Source organism: Rummeliibacillus sp. TYF005, assembly GCF_003844195.1.
Lineage (GTDB): Bacteria > Bacillota > Bacilli > Bacillales_A > Planococcaceae > Rummeliibacillus.
This window is the reverse complement of the sequence record NZ_ML122591.1, coordinates 1-16,528: the sequence shown is the minus strand read 5'-3', so window position 1 is coordinate 16,528 and position 16,528 is coordinate 1. Positions and strand designations below refer to the sequence as shown.

At 33.2% G+C, this 16,528-nt stretch carries 17 protein-coding genes, 4 tRNA genes and 1 riboswitch; of the genes, 16 read left to right on the top strand and 5 right to left on the bottom strand.

The features are described from left to right. Positions 1–151 precede the first annotated feature (151 nt). From CW357_RS16355 to CW357_RS16305, 11 genes are all read left to right on the top strand, one after another. Positions 152–778: a class I SAM-dependent methyltransferase gene (locus CW357_RS16355; RefSeq protein WP_119415683.1), complete on the top strand. Its 627-nt coding sequence runs from the start codon at positions 152–154 to the stop codon at positions 776–778. Between the two features lie 160 nt (positions 779–938). Further along, on the top strand, positions 939–1,607 hold the full coding sequence (locus tag CW357_RS16350; RefSeq protein ID WP_119415682.1) for a reverse transcriptase-like protein: 669 nt from the start codon (positions 939–941) through the stop codon (positions 1,605–1,607). Between the two features lie 140 nt (positions 1,608–1,747). Beyond that, positions 1,748–2,359 carry a YdhK family protein gene (locus tag CW357_RS16345; protein ID WP_124218610.1) on the top strand — a complete coding sequence of 204 codons (612 nt, stop codon included), beginning with the start codon at positions 1,748–1,750 and terminating at the stop codon, positions 2,357–2,359. A gap of 104 nt (positions 2,360–2,463) precedes the next feature. Further along, positions 2,464–2,646: riboswitch (cobalamin riboswitch) on the top strand. Positions 2,647–2,825: 179 nt separating this feature from the next. Then, on the top strand, positions 2,826–3,035 hold the full coding sequence (locus CW357_RS16340; protein ID WP_124218609.1) for a hypothetical protein: 210 nt from the start codon (positions 2,826–2,828) through the stop codon (positions 3,033–3,035). A 320-nt stretch (positions 3,036–3,355) separates the two neighbouring features. Then, positions 3,356–4,963, top strand: coding sequence for a M20/M25/M40 family metallo-hydrolase (locus CW357_RS16335; RefSeq protein ID WP_371684360.1), 1,608 nt, complete (start codon positions 3,356–3,358; stop codon positions 4,961–4,963). Positions 4,964–5,068: 105 nt separating this feature from the next. Further along, positions 5,069–5,449: a PH domain-containing protein gene (locus tag CW357_RS16330; protein WP_124218607.1), complete on the top strand. Its 381-nt coding sequence runs from the start codon at positions 5,069–5,071 to the stop codon at positions 5,447–5,449. Between the two features lie 179 nt (positions 5,450–5,628). Continuing rightward, a tRNA-Gly gene (locus tag CW357_RS16325) sits at positions 5,629–5,703 on the top strand. Positions 5,704–5,728: 25 nt separating this feature from the next. Next, positions 5,729–5,803 (top strand) — tRNA-Gly (locus CW357_RS16320). A gap of 4 nt (positions 5,804–5,807) precedes the next feature. Continuing rightward, a tRNA-Ser gene (locus tag CW357_RS16315) sits at positions 5,808–5,900 on the top strand. A gap of 4 nt (positions 5,901–5,904) precedes the next feature. Then, positions 5,905–5,977 (top strand) — tRNA-Phe (locus CW357_RS16310). A gap of 111 nt (positions 5,978–6,088) precedes the next feature. Continuing rightward, positions 6,089–7,027 (top strand): DMT family transporter, encoded by a 939-nt coding sequence (locus tag CW357_RS16305; RefSeq protein WP_124218606.1) that lies wholly within the window; start codon positions 6,089–6,091, stop codon positions 7,025–7,027. A gap of 347 nt (positions 7,028–7,374) precedes the next feature. Here CW357_RS16305 and CW357_RS16300 read toward each other — a convergent pair whose 3' ends face one another. From CW357_RS16300 to CW357_RS16290, 3 genes are all read right to left on the bottom strand, one after another. Further along, on the bottom strand, positions 7,375–7,578 hold the full coding sequence (locus CW357_RS16300) for a twin-arginine translocase TatA/TatE family subunit (protein ID WP_119415677.1): 204 nt from the start codon (positions 7,576–7,578) through the stop codon (positions 7,375–7,377). Positions 7,579–7,672: 94 nt separating this feature from the next. Beyond that, positions 7,673–8,194, bottom strand: a complete 522-nt coding sequence (locus tag CW357_RS16295; RefSeq protein ID WP_124218605.1) for a hypothetical protein — start codon at positions 8,192–8,194, stop codon at positions 7,673–7,675. A gap of 139 nt (positions 8,195–8,333) precedes the next feature. Further along, complete coding sequence (locus tag CW357_RS16290) at positions 8,334–9,368, bottom strand: PTS sugar transporter subunit IIC (protein ID WP_124218604.1); 1,035 nt, start codon at positions 9,366–9,368, stop codon at positions 8,334–8,336. Positions 9,369–9,511: 143 nt separating this feature from the next. On the opposite strand from CW357_RS16290, the gene CW357_RS16285 reads away from it, so the two are divergent. Continuing rightward, positions 9,512–9,919, top strand: coding sequence for a hypothetical protein (locus CW357_RS16285; protein WP_124218603.1), 408 nt, complete (start codon positions 9,512–9,514; stop codon positions 9,917–9,919). A gap of 277 nt (positions 9,920–10,196) precedes the next feature. Further along, the gene (locus CW357_RS16280; protein ID WP_119415673.1) at positions 10,197–10,625 is read left to right on the top strand and encodes a hypothetical protein; all 429 of its coding nucleotides are present in this window, start codon (positions 10,197–10,199) and stop codon (positions 10,623–10,625) included. Between the two features lie 53 nt (positions 10,626–10,678). On the opposite strand, the gene CW357_RS16275 is transcribed toward CW357_RS16280, so the two are convergent. Further along, positions 10,679–11,587: an EamA family transporter gene (locus CW357_RS16275; protein ID WP_119415672.1), complete on the bottom strand. Its 909-nt coding sequence runs from the start codon at positions 11,585–11,587 to the stop codon at positions 10,679–10,681. 223 nt (positions 11,588–11,810) lie between these two features. Between CW357_RS16275 and recQ the strand changes: the two genes are divergently transcribed. Both recQ and CW357_RS16265 read left to right on the top strand, forming a co-directional pair. Further along, positions 11,811–13,580 carry a DNA helicase RecQ gene (gene recQ / locus CW357_RS16270; RefSeq protein ID WP_124218611.1) on the top strand — a complete coding sequence of 590 codons (1,770 nt, stop codon included), beginning with the start codon at positions 11,811–11,813 and terminating at the stop codon, positions 13,578–13,580. 16 nt (positions 13,581–13,596) lie between these two features. Next, on the top strand, positions 13,597–14,376 hold the full coding sequence (locus CW357_RS16265; RefSeq protein WP_119415671.1) for a serine hydrolase: 780 nt from the start codon (positions 13,597–13,599) through the stop codon (positions 14,374–14,376). Between the two features lie 120 nt (positions 14,377–14,496). Here CW357_RS16265 and CW357_RS16260 read toward each other — a convergent pair whose 3' ends face one another. Then, entirely contained in the window at positions 14,497–14,790 is a 294-nt protein-coding gene (locus CW357_RS16260; protein ID WP_119415670.1) for a hypothetical protein, read from the bottom strand. Positions 14,791–15,413: 623 nt separating this feature from the next. Between CW357_RS16260 and CW357_RS16255 the strand changes: the two genes are divergently transcribed. Continuing rightward, a partial coding sequence (locus CW357_RS16255) for a transposase (RefSeq protein ID WP_164489630.1) occupies positions 15,414–16,528 on the top strand: 1,115 nt, incomplete at its 3' end.

The window sequence follows — 16,528 nt, the reverse complement described above, 5'->3', positions numbered from 1 at the left end:
GGAAAGAGCTCTTACTACTAATATACGAGGGGAGATTAATATGGAAAATACACTAATTTGTAACGATATCAATACTTTAGAAGGTAATATTAGCGAATAATCTTTAAAAATAAATACTCGATTATTCGCTTGAATAATTGGAGGAAATTGAATGTTAAACAAATTAGATTTTGATTTATGGGCAAACGAGTATGATCAAACAGTTAAAGTTAGTGAAGAAAATGATCAGTATCCATTTGCCGGATACAAAGAGATTTTAAATACCATCTACAACGAAATCATGCAGAAAGAACAATCCAATGTGTTAGATATAGGTTTTGGTACGGCTGTTATAACATCAAAGCTATATGAAAATGGTCATCAAATAGATGGAATTGATTTCTCAACAAAAATGATTGAAATAGCTAAACAAAAGATGCCACAAGCCAATTTAATGGAATGGGATATCTCGAATGGGGTCCCACATTTCTTAAGAGAAAATACGTATGATTCAATTTTAAGCACATACACATTACATCATTTAACGGATGACGAAAAAGTAATGTTCATCAAGAATTTACTATCGCTATTAAAAGATAAAGGAAAGCTATTCATTGGAGATGTTGCTTTTCAAACAAGAGAACAACTTAATACATGTAGAATTGAAAGTATAGATTATTGGGATGAGGACGAATTTTATTTCGTATTTGAAGAAATAGCTTCTAAGTTAAGAGATTTTTGTACATGTGAATTTCATCCAATTTCCCAGTGCGGTGGAATTTTCGTTATTTCTAACTAAGTAATATCATATTAATCCTTTAAACTGTTGGTTAACTAGATTACTAGCTAATCAACAGTTTTTTATATACGAAAATTTAACTGAAACATTTATAAATTATGTTTACAATGGAGAAAATAAGTTAAAATATATTGAAAATATTTTAGTTGGAGGATATCATATGAACCTCATCATTGAATGGATTTACAAAACATCCAGAGGAGTAGAAACGGTATTTCGCTCAGAAGAAATATCGGCAGAGAAAGCATATAAAATTGCTTTAGATATAGAGAAAACAGGAAGAGTGAAGAACATAACATTTATAGATCAATTCGATAGTTCATGGACTATGAAAGAGCTAAAACGTTATTTAACGGAAGTGGAAGGAGAACCACATAATATTACAGTCTATTTTGACGGTGGTTATGATAGAGAAACGACTATATCAGGTTTAGGTTGTGCCATCTATTTTGAGCAAAATGGCAAGCCGTTTCGGGTTAGAAAAAATGCACAAACAGTAGGGTTGAAATCGAATAACGAATCCGAATATGCAGCACTTCAACTAAGTATTACAGAATTAGAATTATTAAATGTTAAAAACACAAATATTCGATTTATCGGTGATTCTCAAGTCGTGATCAACCAAATGAGTGGTGAATGGGCAGTACTAGAACCAGAGTTAATGAGTTGGGCTGACAAAATTGATAACAAGTTAAAAGAATTAGGCATTCAAGCAGAATATGAACATGTATCTCGAAAATTGAATGTAGAAGCTGATCGACTGGCAACTCAAGCAATACATGGTATAGAAATTATTGCACAAATAGAATTAATATTGGAACATGATTGATAGAAATTAGAATTTTTTCTCTATAAATTTTTTTATTGCGTTCTTCTATTGTTTAAAGAATGGAATATCGGGAATACTTTTCTCAAAGAGTATAAGTCCGATATTGCGTGAACATATAAGTGAAACTTGGAGGAAACAGCATGAAAAACAAAATGAAAATAATCATCTTTGTATTCACAGCGTTAATCACATTATCTGGCTGTGGCAATGTTTTAAAGGGAGAAAATATTGATGTAAACAAAAATGTGGATATAGCTCCTGATGATAATTTAAATTTAGATGATAAACAAACTGTAACAGAAGAAAATAATCATATGAATCATAATAATTCTGGTGTAGTTTTAGGAGATATTAAAAAAGCTAAAAATCCAACGTATCCAGTAGGAAGTCAAGTAATCGTTCAAGCCAATCATATGGTTGGCATGAATGGAGCAAAAGGAACGATTGTTGGTGCATATGAGACTAATGCCTACTCAGTCAGTTATAAACCAACTACTGGTGGAAAAGAAGTCAAAAATCACAAATGGGTGATTCAAGAAGAAATAAAAAAAGCAGCCGGTAAAATTCTACAACCAGGAGCGAAAGTGACCCTTGATGCAGACCATTTGCCAGGTATGAAGGGTGCTATTGCTACAATTGAATCTGGAATTCACACAACAGTTTACATGGTCAACTATAAGCCAACTACTGGTGGGAATGAAGTGAAAAATCATAAATGGTTGATTGAAAGTGAACTAGTAGCAAATAAATAAAAAATTAAAAGAAATTTCTATGAGATTTTAAATAGAAGTTTCTTTTTTTGTGATAAAGATAGATTATATAATCTACTAATAACAATATGTTATAATGAGAGAAACGGAATAAGAAGAAAAAGGGTACAAATCATTTTTTGATTTGTTTAAAAGGGAAGATCGGTGAGAATCCGACGCTGTCCCGCAACTGTAATTCAGAGCAAATCGCAAAAACCACTGTCAAAACGGGAAGGTGCGATGAGCAGAGAAGATAAGCCAGGAGACCTGCCTTTTTTCGAGTACAGCCATATAACCTACGAGGATAGGAGGTGTAGAGTGTGACAGAATATCTTCTGCATGCTCATTGTACGACAAAACCGCAAAGTTCTCCCTTTTTTAGAGGGCTTATTTTGCTATGGTCGAAGTCGTATAAGAGAGCAAGTTTTTCATAACACATCCTTCTAAATGTTGACGGATGTGTTTTTTTATGAGAAAAGGAGAGAAAACGATGAATCATGAAATTGTCACCATGTATGAACAAAAGATGAAGCAGCAACTAATGATATCTGTTGGGACTTCTAAATCAATGTCTTTGAAAGAGATTACACGAGAATTGATAGAAGAAAATTGTGAACAGTATTTAAATATTAACTACGCTTATTTAAATGTTAAACATGAAATAATAGGAAGTTATTAATTTGAGTACTTTTTGAAATTTTAAATTTTATAGGCTTTTTTAGAAATAATAATATAGTTAAGCGCATGAAAACATAGAAGATTGTTTCCATGCGCTTTTTAGTTTTATATTCCGATTTATGTTATTTTACCTGACATTTAAATAAAAAATAAATGCGCTTTTTATATTATTTTGTTTGATTGATAATTTTGTTAAAGGAATTTTTTATTATGTTAGGTTTTAATACATTGACTATATATAAAAACTTACGTATATTCAAAATATAAGATTACCTATTTATAGGAGATGCTATTTAATAATGCCAAAGGATGGTGGGAAGAATGATGTGGAATACACCAGAGAAATTACGTTCGCTCCTTTGTGAGCTTGTCAGTTGGGAAAGTCAGACAATGACAAAAGGGGAACAACTATTTTCAAGTAAACTAAAAGCAAAATTACAGCAACTTCAATACTTTAAGGAAAACCCATCTTATCTAAAACTTTGTGATGTTGACCGCGGGAGACAAGTTGTTTCAGCATTATACAAAAATTCACATGTAAATGAAACTGTAGTTTTAATTAGTCATTTTGATACAGTACAAATTGAAGAGTACGGTTCATTTATTCCTATAGCAACTATGCCTGAAGTGTTAACGAATGCTTTTAAGGCAGATCCAAGTATGCTAAACGAATCTGCCAAAAAAGATTTAGTAAGTGGGGATTACTTATTTGGCCGAGGGGTAATGGATATGAAAATCGGCTTAGCACTACATATGCAAATCATTGAAAGAGCTATTGCGGAAAAATGGCCTATTAATCTACTAATTGTTACTGTACCTGATGAAGAAGTCAATTCAGCAGGCATGCGACAAGCAGTGAAACTTATATCAGAATTACAAGAAAAAGAAAATTTGAAGATTAAATTATTTTTAAATAGTGAACCTTCTTTTTCTCAAGGTCCAACTGATTTAAAAGAATATGTTTACTCTGGTTCAATTGGAAAGATTATGCCTGCAGCACTTTTCTATGGGAAAGAGACGCATGTAGGAGAACCTTTAAAAGGGATGACTGCACCTTTTATGAGTGCTTTTCTAACAGCAGAAATGGAATGGAATGAAAAATTTCTAGAAGAAGACTTTGGTGAACAAACCCCTCTTCCAGTTTCGCTGAAGTTAACCGATCTAAAAGAACAATATTCTACACAGACACCCTATCGTGCCATTTCGATGTTCAATGTTTTCCTCATGAAGCGGAGTGCCGGAGAAATCATGAACTTATTCGAAGAAATAGCGAAAGAGGCTATGGAAAAGTGTCAAACACGTTACGAGGTAATCTGTAAGAAACAAGGCGTTTCAACAATTGGCAAGATTCGTGTAGTTCGATTTGAAGAATTATATACCTATGCAGTTAATAAAATGGGTATAAAGCAGGTAAAAGAATTAAAGAAATCTATATTATCAAATGACACATTTGACGATCGTGAAAAGTCATTACGAATTGCAGATCAATTGATGATACGCTGCCAAGAATTAGCGCCAGCTGTAGTATTACTGTTTGCACCACCATATTATCCACCTGTAAATTCATCAGAAGATTCCCTGATACAAGGCGCGGTTTCCTTACTCCTTGAAGAAGCAAAAAAGTTCAATATTCCTCTTGAACAAATCCATTATTTTAATGGGATTTGTGATTTGAGTTACTGTCAATTTCAAGCTGTTAAGGATTGGAAGACATATGAAAAAAATTCACCAGTTTGGGGAGAAACGTATGATATTCCATTTGAAGAAATGTCGAAGTTTTCAGCTCCAGTCCTTAATGTGGGGCCGTTTGGGAAAGATGCACATCAAATTTCGGAACGTTTACATGTTAAAAGTGCATTTGTGGAAATGCCGGTATTACTCTATGAATTGCTGAAGTATGTAAGTAAAAATTCACAAGTTGTAGAATAATGAAATTTCAGCATATATTATTGTACAGATATCTAATCTGCATATATTTTTTCTCGCATTAACCGATTATAGAAGTTTCATTTTATATGAACAGGAGGAGCTATACTGGGATTATTTGATAATTTGATGGGGAATGCGACAGAAGTAAGCAAAGAAATTATTCATTCTGAGATAAAAGATCTAATTGCGAAAAATGAAAAAGTTGAGCAAGCATATAAGTTAATTAGAGACCTCTTTGTTTTTACAGATAAACGATTAATATTGATTGATAAACAAGGGGTAACAGGAAAGAAAATAGAATATCACTCTATTCCTTATAGAAGCGTAGTACACTTCTCCATTGAGACAGCTGGTACTTTTGATTTTGAAGCAGAACTAAAAATTTGGTTGTCTAATAGTGATGAACCAATCGAGAAGAGGTTCACTAAACAATCAGATATTTATAAAATTCAAAGTGTATTAGCAGCTTATGTTTTAAAAGAATAAGTCAAATTAATATATTTTTCTATAATAGAGGAAGCTTTCTGCTGTGAATGGTAAGCTTCCTTGCTATTACTACAAGGTCTTACTATTGTGGTTTAAACATTACTTAGAAAGAGAGTAAGATAGAAAAATAGCATGAATTTAATAATAGTGTTACAATAACTATTGTAAAAAAATTTTTTGCGGAAGTAGTTTAGTGGTAGAACATCACCTTCCCAAGGTGAGGGTCGCGGGTTCGATCTCCGTCTTCCGCTCCAAAANACTATTGTAAAAAAATTTTTTGCGGAAGTAGTTTAGTGGTAGAACATCACCTTCCCAAGGTGAGGGTCGCGGGTTCGATCTCCGTCTTCCGCTCCAAAATGGAGGAATACCCAAGTCTGGCTGAAGGGATCGGTCTTGAAAACCGACAGGCGGGTCAAACCGCGCGGGGGTTCGAATCCCTCTTCCTCCTCCATACTGGGTCGGTAGCTCAGTTGGTAGAGCATTAGATTGAAGCTCTAAGTGTCGGCAGTTCGATTCTGTCCCGACCCATAAAGAGATATTCAGAAAGTAAACTGGATATCTCTTTTTCTATTGTCAAAAGAATTATAGATGATACAATAATCATTAATGATTTTGATAATGGTTTTCGGGGGTAATTAGATGACTGAAAAAGACAGTCAGTTTAAAGGCATTGTTTTGGTTCTGTTGGCAGCGATCTTTTGGGCTGGAGCTGGAACTTTAGCTCAATTTTTAGTTCAGGAGAATGGATTTAGTATAGAGTGGTTAGTTGATCAAAGATTGCTATTAGCTGGTCTATTATTGTTAGTTCTTAATTATCGTAAAGAACATAAACGTATCTGGTCTATATGGAAAAGTAAACATGATGTGATTAGTATCCTTTTATTTAGTATAGCGGGCATGGTCGCAGTACAATATACATATTTTGCAGCAATTAAATACGGCAATGCTGCAACTGCAACAGTTTTACAATACTTATCGCCAGTAATAATTGTTGTTTATGTCGTTGGTAGAAATCGCAAGCTCCCAAATAAATATGAAGCTATAGCTGTATTGATGGCTGTATTAGGAACAATCCTATTAGTGACTCACGGTAAACTTACAGGTTTGTCTATATCAGGTAAAGCGTTGTTTTGGGGAATTACATCAGCATTTGCATTGGCTTTTTATACTTTGCACCCTGTAAAATTATTAGCGAGATACGGTTCTACTGTTGTAGTAGGGTGGGGGATGCTAATTGGTGGAATAGCCTTTAGTTTTGTTCATCCACCATGGAAGTTCGAGGGAACATGGTCTGTTTTGTCATTCTCCAGTTTTGTGTATATTATCATATTTGGCACACTTTTAGCTTTCTTTTTCTTTCTTGAAAGTTTTCGATATGTAAAACCGACAGTAGCGAGTGTACTTGCATGTGTGGAACCTCTTACTGCATCTATCTTATCAGTGCTATTTCTTCATGTATCTTTTGGAATTCCTGAATGGATTGGCACTTTTTGCATATTGAGTACTATATTCATATCAGCAAAAAAGCCGAAGAAATTAAAAGGGATTTCTGTAACAGAAGAAAATAATCACATATAAAACTTTAAAAGAGAGAATTCATTTCGAATTCTCTCTTTTAATATGATATAAAATGTAAATGAATAACTATGTGGCTTAATATTATCAGAAGTAAATGTATAAAGCAATAAAGAAAAGATATAATCTTTCAGGGGAAAGCATGAAACCAATTTATTCATCAAAAATTCATAAGCTAATTTATTATTTTTATTGCTTTCTAAATTTCTCTCCATCAATTATAACTTGAACTCTAATGTTAATACCCTTAGGTCCATGACTTACTTCATAAGTAATGGTAGAATTCATCAGGAAATTTATAAGAAGAGGCTGTCCGTAAGTATTTTACTTACAAGACAGCCTCTTAAAAGTTATTTATCTGAATCGGATTTATTTTCATCAGATTTTTTTGTTATTGATACATCGTCTCTAAGTTCTTGAGTAGAGTTTTTGAATTCACGAATAGTATCACCAGCAGCTTTACCTATTTGTGGTAGTTTGGAAGGTCCGAATACAATCAATGCAATTACAAGAATGACGATTAATCCGGGCACACCGATGCTTGCAAGTCCCATAAGAAACCCTCCCTAATAATAATCTAAGATTCTTCTGTAAATATTGTATATCACTATATTGAAAAAGTGAAACAAATAGTATTTTCTGAATTTACTAGTTTAGTTGCGATTTGTCTAATTCTGATTGGAGAATATTTTTTTCTTTCACTAATTCTTCACCAGATTGCATTAAATCATAACGTAAATCAACAAATTTTTGTTGAATAGCCATATATTCAGCTTGAATTTCTTCAATTGCTTTATGAACATCTACGATTAAAGGTTTAATCTTGGATTTATCTTCATCCAAAACAATATATTCATCATTATTGATAAATACTTCTACTTTAAAATGATTGTTTTCGATTGATAGATTGAAAAACATCTCAGCAAGAAAATGTTTGAAATGCTTGTGATAGGCTTTTTTAATGGGGCTACTTTCGGGTAGATCTTGAAAGAGTTTTCCTATTGTTGCTTTCTTTTCAAAAATATCATCATAATCGATTAAACCAACTTTTTTTAAGAAACGTGTATATTCAATGTCAAATTTAGCTTGTAGTACACGTAAATCTGCATCTAGGTATTTCATTTTGTCTTCATTGCGAAGCATGCGTTTACGAAGTTCACTCTGTTTCATCTGTTAAAAATCCTCCAATTATTTCATTCCAACATTATATCAAATATTACTATTATATGATAGTAATTTGAATGGAAATAATTTTAGTAAAATAATGGAGCTAGTAGAAATCATGGTTAAACTAGTTCCACCATTTATATTATTCGATTGATATTTTATAATCATTTGCCTCAATTATCTTATACTTACGTTCAAATAATCGAAGTAACACTACATTTAAAAGAATTGGTAGTATAAAGAACATCGTCAGCATAATCATAATATTCGTTGTTGTCCAGCCATCTGCAGTTAAATTGATGTAGTTTAATGGACCGATTAAACCTGATAGACCGAAGCCTGCACTCATTGGTGTACCTTGAATGTTGAAAATTCCAGCTAACCCTCCTAATATGGCAGCTGTAATTAGCATAGGAAAAGCCATTTTAGGTTTCATGAAAAAATTACGCATTTGAATTTTAGGTGAGCCAAGTACATGAGCAAGAGCTGTTCCAAGAGAATTTACTTTATAGCTAGCTATGCACAAACCGACACCTGCAGAAACAATCCCTAAGTTTGCAGCACCAGATCCTATTCCTGAAAGCATAATAACAGTTGCTACGCCTACAGTAGAAAGAGGAGATAGTATTAATATGCAGAAGATAACAGCGATAATTGCTCCCATTACAACGGGTTGTAATGTAGTCACATGTTGAATCCCTGTGCCAATTACACCAGTACCAGTTTTTACGTAAGGCAATAGTAAATAGCCGATTAAGCCAGGAACAAAAATAGATAGTGTTGGCATCAATAAAATTGTATAGTCCTTTAATTTCACCCCGATAAATTGAACAAATAATACCGCTAATGCAGCAGTAATCCCAGTATTTAAAACAACTCCAATACCGGATAGTGTCATAATCTCATCTTTCATTGTAATAACACCACTACCTACAACTGCTGCTAAACCAACACTAGCAGTTTGAATAGGTGTTAATTTGAAAGTCATACCAACTGTAACGCCAATCATAGCTGGTAACATACTCATAGTAATAATCGTTAAATTTAAAATATGTTGTAAAAATGGTGCATCTGGAATGAGTAGTTTAAAAATTTCTCCTACTAAAGCATTTGGAATTAAAGAAACAACAATGCCAATACTCATCCCGGTTAATAGCTTATTGAAAAAGTCTTTCATGAAATTTCCTCCTCGAAATTCATTATCTATTAGTACAACAGTTTATCGCTTTAAAGCGACAAAGTAAATAGGTAAATGAATAATTATTTTAATTATTTGGGTAATAATAAGATTAATCATTTACTCGCAGGAGGATAAAAGCGATGAAAAGATTGATGTGGTTATGCTTTTGCCTACTCACTTTAATTCTCAATGGTTGTATTAAACCAAATTATTCAACACAAATCGGTATAGTAAAAGAAGATAGAAATATTCAGATACTAGAAACAATTAGAGATGAAAAATTTTATCAAAAAAGCATGGATGCTATTAATAATGGTAGAAATATTAAGTTAGATGAAAATGATATAAAAGGACTACCAACTTACTGTATTCAATTTAAAGATGAAACCCAAAACATTGTAGTAAGTAATTATGATTTATGGGTTGTCAAAGAAAATCAGGAAGTTATTTTTACAAATCATATGAATCCCTATTCATATTATAAAATTGAAAAAGAAGACGAAGATTTTATCCGTAATATTATTCTGAAACATCATGAAGAGAAGTGAATGGTGTATACTAAAGAAAAAATATTTGGAGTGTGCATATAAACATGTGGTTTTGGTACATAGTTAGTTTTTTTATAAGCCTGTTGGCGATGTTTATTATTTATAAAATTACAAATGTTTTTTTATTTGTATTTCCTCCGTTAGCCGTAATTTTGGTGCATCTATATTTTAAACGTAAACCAAAGTAGAAATAGAATCTTACTAATTTGTGAACACACTAACGTTCTAATAACTTTTGCTCTACAATAGTATTGAATAACGTAGAGGGAGATTCATAATGGATACATTAAAACAGATCATAGCTATAGAAGATACAATTCAAAGACGAACATTAATGATTCAATATATTGTCGATCATCCTACGGAAAAAGATGAAATTGTAAAAGTTATAAATGAAAAAAATATAAACTTCTGGGAAACAAATATGGGTGAACCTTTTGAGATGAATCCATATAAATGGGATGATATTTATTATCAAAATTTACAAATTAGATTGAACAATAATTTTTCTAAAGAAAAGTTTGGACATATGCTAGAAGTGGCGGAATATTTAGCGAATCATCAAAGTACTTTACTAAGCGAAAATAGCAATGAAAAGATTAAACTATATGGAAATACAATGGGCTTTATTATGATTTGGGGTGTCGTTGTATTTATTGTTTTAATTGTTTTAGTTGTATTTTATTTTAAAAATAAATATGCCTAATAAAAATCCTACTCGCATAAATTTGCAAGTAGGATTTTATCTTGAAATCTAGATTATAATTCGTCTGCAATACCAAGTAAAATGATGCCGATCATTACGATTGTAATAACAACATAATGTTTAGAAGATAGTTTTTCTTTTAAGAAAATTCTAGATAGAATGACAGAGAAAATACTATATGATGCTATTAATGGTGCAGCGATTATAGCATATGCACTCATTGCATAGACATAGAAAAATTGCCCAGTTGTTTCTAAGATTGCTGCAAATGCTTTATCACGTTCTTTGAAAACGTTAAATTGTACTTTTTTAATAGCCTTCAAATAGATAAATGCAATTGCTGCACAAATGAAGAACGTATATTCATAAGCCAATAAAGCTGCATCTTCGCTCATAAGTTTGAGTTCATCAAGATAAATACCATCAGCAAATGTACCAGCTCCATCTAATAATGCATAGATGATTGGAAAAATGACGGCCATAAAACCAAGTTGGTATTTTTTATCGATTACTGTATTTTGCAAACGCATCAATTTGTTCTCTTCTTGTTTTTCTACTATAGCAATACCAATGACCCCAGCGGTAATAATTATTACCCCTAAGATATGAATCCAATCAATGTCTTGTTTAAAGAAGATAAAAAGTAGAATTGCTGTAATAGCACCAGATGAGTTTTGTACTGGTGAAGAAATCGACAGTTCCAAATAACGCAAACCAATATAGCCCACTGTCATTGAAGAAATGTAAAAGAATGATACAGGCAAATATTTCACCATGTCGAATAGTCTAAAGTCTATGCCTTTATACAGCATATAGCCCGTAGCATGAATCCCCATTACTAATCCAACAATTACAACAATCTTCAGATGACTGTATTTATCATTACTATCTGAGCCCCTTTTATAGAATAAATCTGCACCGCCCCATGCAAGAGCAGTCAGTATTGAAAATAAAAACCACATAATTTGAAAGACTCCTTATTTATTTTTACAACTAGTACATTATACGTTTTTTTTAAATTGCTGAAAAGATTGAATTTATGAAGTGAAAAAACTTTTTAAAATAGTAATATAATTTATAGGAAAAACACACTAAAAATACAATGTCATATTTATTCCATAAAGGTAAAAATAGTACGAAGATGATACAATAATAGGAAAGCAAATGAAAGGTGATTTACATCGAATGATCGAAAAAGCAAACCAATATTTACAACAATTTTTTGGTTACAAACAATTTCGTTTAGGCCAGGAAAAAATTATAGAACATGTTTTAGCGGGGGATTCCTCTTTATGTGTCATGCCAACTGGTGGAGGAAAATCAGTATGTTATCAAATTCCAGCACTTATGCTTGAAGGTACTACGATCGTAGTGTCTCCTTTAATCTCATTAATGCAAGATCAGGTCGATACTCTACTTGATATGGGAATTGAAGCAGCCTACATTAATAGCTCTTTAAATCAGCAAGAATTTCAACAAACAATACAAAATGCTCAAAAAGGACACTATAAACTTTTATATATTGCGCCTGAACGATTGGAATCAGAGTCTTTTAGAAATCTATTAGCCTCACTACCCGTACCATTAATAGCAGTAGATGAAGCGCATTGTATTTCACAATGGGGGCATGATTTTCGCCCAAGTTATCGTTCAATTGGACGATTGATGAATCTATTTGAAAAACAGCCCAAAGTAGTTGCTTTAACCGCAACAGCAACGCCTGATGTTCGTGAAGATATTTGTCAACAGCTCAATATTTCAGAGGAAAATACCGTTATTACAGGTTTTGCACGAGATAATTTAAATTTTTCAGTACTAATTGGACAAAACAAAGAACGTTACGTCAAGGATTTTGTAAAGAAAAATTTAAAAGAAGTAGGAATTATCTATGCTGCTACAAGGAAAACGGTCGATCATTTATATGAAGTACTTAAAAAAGCAGGGCATTCTGTAGCAAAATATCATGCAGGATTATCAGAGTCTTTAAGGCAAAGTGAACAAAACCGCTTTTTACATGATGAAGCTTCTGTTATTGTTGCGACGAATGCATTTGGAATGGGAATTGATAAATCTAATGTTAGATATGTTATACATTATCAATTACCTAAGAATATGGAAAGCTATTATCAAGAAGCGGGTAGAGCAGGTCGTGATGGATTACCAAGCCAATGTATTTTGCTATATTCTCCGCAAGACGTACAAACACAACGCTTTTTAATAGACCAAACCGATGATCGAGAACGTATTCCTTCAGAATTAAAAAAACTACAAAGTATAGTTGACTATTGTCATACAGAAAATTGCTTGCAACAATATATCGTTCAATATTTTGGTGAGAATTCTGAAGAAACATGTGGAAAATGCAGTAACTGTTTGGATGACAGAGAAGTATTCGATGTTACAGTAGATTGTCAAAAAGTTTTATCATGCGTTATTAGAATGGGCCAAAAATTTGGAAAAACAATGGTAGCACAAGTACTTGTCGGGTCAAAAAATCAAAAGATAAAAAGTTTTGGCTTTGAAAGTTTATCGACTTACGGTTTATTGAAAGAAATGACCATAAAAGATGTAACCAATTTTATCGAATATATGATTGCCGAGGAATTATTGGCAGTAAACCAAGGTTCAATGCCCACTGTATACGTATCGGCGAAGGGAAAAGAAGTCCTCCTAGGAAAACGTAAGGTAGAAAGACGTGGTGTTGTCGTCACAAAACAAATTGTAGAAACAGACCCATTATTTGAAGAACTAAGAATCATTCGCAAGCAACTAGCAGATCAATCAAATGTTCCACCTTTTGTTATTTTTTCAGATAAGTCTTTAAAAGATATGTGTGCCAAAAAGCCAACAAATTCTCAAGAGTTCTTAGAAGTAAATGGTGTAGGGGAAAATAAACTAGAAAAATATGGGGAAGTGTTTATAAAGGCCATCTTAGAATATCAAACAAATCAATAATCGAAGGGGGAAGGGAATGTTATTTTCACAATTAGCTGTAGAATGTCAAAAAATCATCAATAGTTATCAGGATTATCAAGTAAGTGTCGCTATTATAGATGGTGAGCAATCGTTTCTCTATAAAGAAGATCAATTGTTCCGTGCAGCTAGTACTATCAAAATACCTATTCTATTAGCTTCTTATTTAAATTTAAATGATCGATTAGATACCGTAGCTACTATTCCTGAAGAATTAATCGTAGAAGGTGCTGGGGTAATACCATTTATAACTGGGAAATTACCTTTTACATATCGCAACTTAATGGAATTAATGATTATTGTATCTGACAATACGGCTTCGAATGCCTTATTGCATAGTAACTCCATGCATCATGTCAACCACTTAATGCAAAAGATAGGTTGTAAGGGTAGTAAGATTGAACGCTATTTTATGGATGAAAGTGCTGTACAAAATGGATTCGATAATTATACAACAGCAAAAGATATGATTTTAATGTTGCAACAAATAGGTGAGCCAGGTGGAGTGTTAAATGATAGTCAACGTTCAGATGCTCTAAGAATATTGGGAAATCAACAGTTTGAGGACATGTTACCAGCTTATACATTTGATGAAGAAATACGCTATTATCATAAAACAGGTGGATTAACGGGTGTAGATCATGATGTCGCCATTATAAACTATCGACAAAAAAAGCTATATGTAGCTGTTCTAACGCAAGGATGGAATGACGGATTTACTGGTAAGAAATGTATTGCTGAAATAGGGAAGGTAATTGTAGATTATTTAAAAGAATAATAAGATGTAGGAAAGATAATAACCTATTATCACTAGCTGTGAAGTATTGCTCCTGTGTGGTCAAATCAAACTTTCTCGACGAAAAGGGCGTGTCTCAAAAAATTTAAGACACGCCCTTTATTAATTTGAACGAATTAAATGTGTATGCTTTTCATCTAAAACAACGATACCAGTCACTCCATTAACTGTTTCTGAGTGAATAATCTTATCTTTTAATACAGGTAGTAATTTAGGGGATAATGCAACATGTATACCTTCTATTTCCATAATAATATCAGTATGAATCGGGGTATCAATATCTGCGGCAAACTTCATCCCGTTACGATCTGCAACTGCATAAAAGCGGAGCAGATGGTACTTATTATCAGCTGTTAAATTTTTGATAAATTTCTTTCCCTGATTAGTGAGTCTCATCGTAAAATCATCCATCCCTTACACAAATTTCGAAAGTTTTTTCACACTATTAATAGAGAGCCGTAATAACACCATCAAGAATTGTTACAAAAAAATTGAAGAGGGTGTTAGTTCGATGAAAAGCAAGGCTTGCAATAAATTTTTAATTAGAGGTAACCCTATTAAATAAATTTCACATTAACGGTCAGTAGAATGCAATCGCCCCCGCTGATGTTGCGCTTGATGGTGTAAGTATTCCACGACTATTTAAAATTTAAACAATAAGTAATTTGAATATAAGAAAATTATTATTTTCTCGTAATCCATTCTGCAACGATAAAAAATACGATAAAAAAAGCAAAAGCGATAATAAAAAACCAAGCTGGAACGCCACCAAAAGATAACAAGCAAGACACCCCCTTAAAATTCTTATTCTAATAGTAACATATCCTTCTTCTACTTCCATTTCATAGTGGATGACCAATCTTGTTTAAACTTTTTCGATAAAATCAGCATATTTGAGTTAATTTCATAATTCCAATCCCTTGTCTCCCAAGGGGTTCAAAACAATAAAAATAGGGCACCTCCCCAATTTGGTATAATTTAAGTGACCAAACCAAAATTATCCCTGAGGTGAATGCCCTATGACTATTGTAAAACAAATGCGTCTTTTTGACATCCAAGAATTAATGGATATGGAAAGTTCTCGTCGTTTTGATGCGATTTTGTCTACTTTCAATCTACAACCGATTTTCCAACTGTTCCGTAAAACAACCATGTACGGTGCTCCGCGAGAGTTAAACTACGGTGCGATGATTCAATCATTAGTTATTCGTATTGTGGAACGCATTCCAACCGTAAAAGATTTAGTGAAGCGGCTAAAATATGATCTTATTTTCCGCTTAGATTGTGGCTTTCTATTATCAGATTCAGTGCCTTCTGAAGCTTCTTATTCACGCATGGTCGACGTGATTAGCCAATCAGATGTCTTTGTTGGAATGAATGATGACCTGATTCGAGCAGCCTTTACAGAAGGGTTTTTAGCTGATGAACATGTTAGTTATGACGCGACACATTTTGAAGCGCGTGATGCGTCCAAACCATCTGAGAAAAAAGAAAAAGTACCGAAAAAACGTGGGCGTAAATCGAAAGAAGAACGTGCTGCTTGGCTTGCGGAACAAGCCGAAATCGAGGCCAATCTCACAACCTACGAAAAGAAATTAGAAGATCAATTAACGATCCCGACAGCCACACTTTGGCAAGACATTCCGATTGAACCGAAGTGGGGCGTGAAGAAGAATAGTGACGGGAAAAACACGTTCTGGTTCGGCTTCAAAGGGCATTTAGCGGTCTCGACCAAAAGCCAGTACATTGTGGCATGCTTGATGTCGTCGGGGAGTTTAAGTGATAGTAAAGCGGCGATTCCCCTATTAAAAAAGGTAGTGGAAGTCATGCCAAATCAATTTACAACCGCTATATTCGATGCAGGATATGACTACGAAGCGATTTACCGCCAAATCTTAAATCAAGACATGAAAGCTGTCATTCCTTATGTCAAACGTCGTGAATCTGAAATCTTGGGCTTCGATGCAAATTTCCGTCCAACGTGTGTACGGGAACATAGCTACTGTTACGACAGCTTTGACGAGAAATATCAAAGCTTAAAATTTACGCGCCCGAAAGAATGTGCAACGTGTCCATTACGTGAAGATTCACTATGTCAAAAAGTCTTTAAAATCAAGTGTGAAACGGATATTCG

Coding starts and splice junctions, on each gene's coding strand:
- CW357_RS16260 (WP_119415670.1), bottom strand. CDS start 14,790: ATGAGACTCACTAATCAGGGAAAGAAATTTATCAAAAATTTAACAGCT.
- CW357_RS16355 (WP_119415683.1), top strand. CDS start 152: ATGTTAAACAAATTAGATTTTGATTTATGGGCAAACGAGTATGATCAA.
- CW357_RS16285 (WP_124218603.1), top strand. CDS start 9,512: ATGAAAAGATTGATGTGGTTATGCTTTTGCCTACTCACTTTAATTCTC.
- CW357_RS16280 (WP_119415673.1), top strand. CDS start 10,197: ATGGATACATTAAAACAGATCATAGCTATAGAAGATACAATTCAAAGA.
- CW357_RS16335 (WP_371684360.1), top strand. CDS start 3,356: ATGATGTGGAATACACCAGAGAAATTACGTTCGCTCCTTTGTGAGCTT.
- CW357_RS16350 (WP_119415682.1), top strand. CDS start 939: ATGAACCTCATCATTGAATGGATTTACAAAACATCCAGAGGAGTAGAA.
- recQ (WP_124218611.1), top strand. CDS start 11,811: ATGATCGAAAAAGCAAACCAATATTTACAACAATTTTTTGGTTACAAA.
- CW357_RS16275 (WP_119415672.1), bottom strand. CDS start 11,587: ATGTGGTTTTTATTTTCAATACTGACTGCTCTTGCATGGGGCGGTGCA.
- CW357_RS16300 (WP_119415677.1), bottom strand. CDS start 7,578: ATGGGACTTGCAAGCATCGGTGTGCCCGGATTAATCGTCATTCTTGTA.
- CW357_RS16340 (WP_124218609.1), top strand. CDS start 2,826: ATGAGAAAAGGAGAGAAAACGATGAATCATGAAATTGTCACCATGTAT.
- CW357_RS16265 (WP_119415671.1), top strand. CDS start 13,597: ATGTTATTTTCACAATTAGCTGTAGAATGTCAAAAAATCATCAATAGT.
- CW357_RS16345 (WP_124218610.1), top strand. CDS start 1,748: ATGAAAAACAAAATGAAAATAATCATCTTTGTATTCACAGCGTTAATC.
- CW357_RS16290 (WP_124218604.1), bottom strand. CDS start 9,368: ATGAAAGACTTTTTCAATAAGCTATTAACCGGGATGAGTATTGGCATT.
- CW357_RS16305 (WP_124218606.1), top strand. CDS start 6,089: ATGACTGAAAAAGACAGTCAGTTTAAAGGCATTGTTTTGGTTCTGTTG.
- CW357_RS16295 (WP_124218605.1), bottom strand. CDS start 8,194: ATGAAACAGAGTGAACTTCGTAAACGCATGCTTCGCAATGAAGACAAA.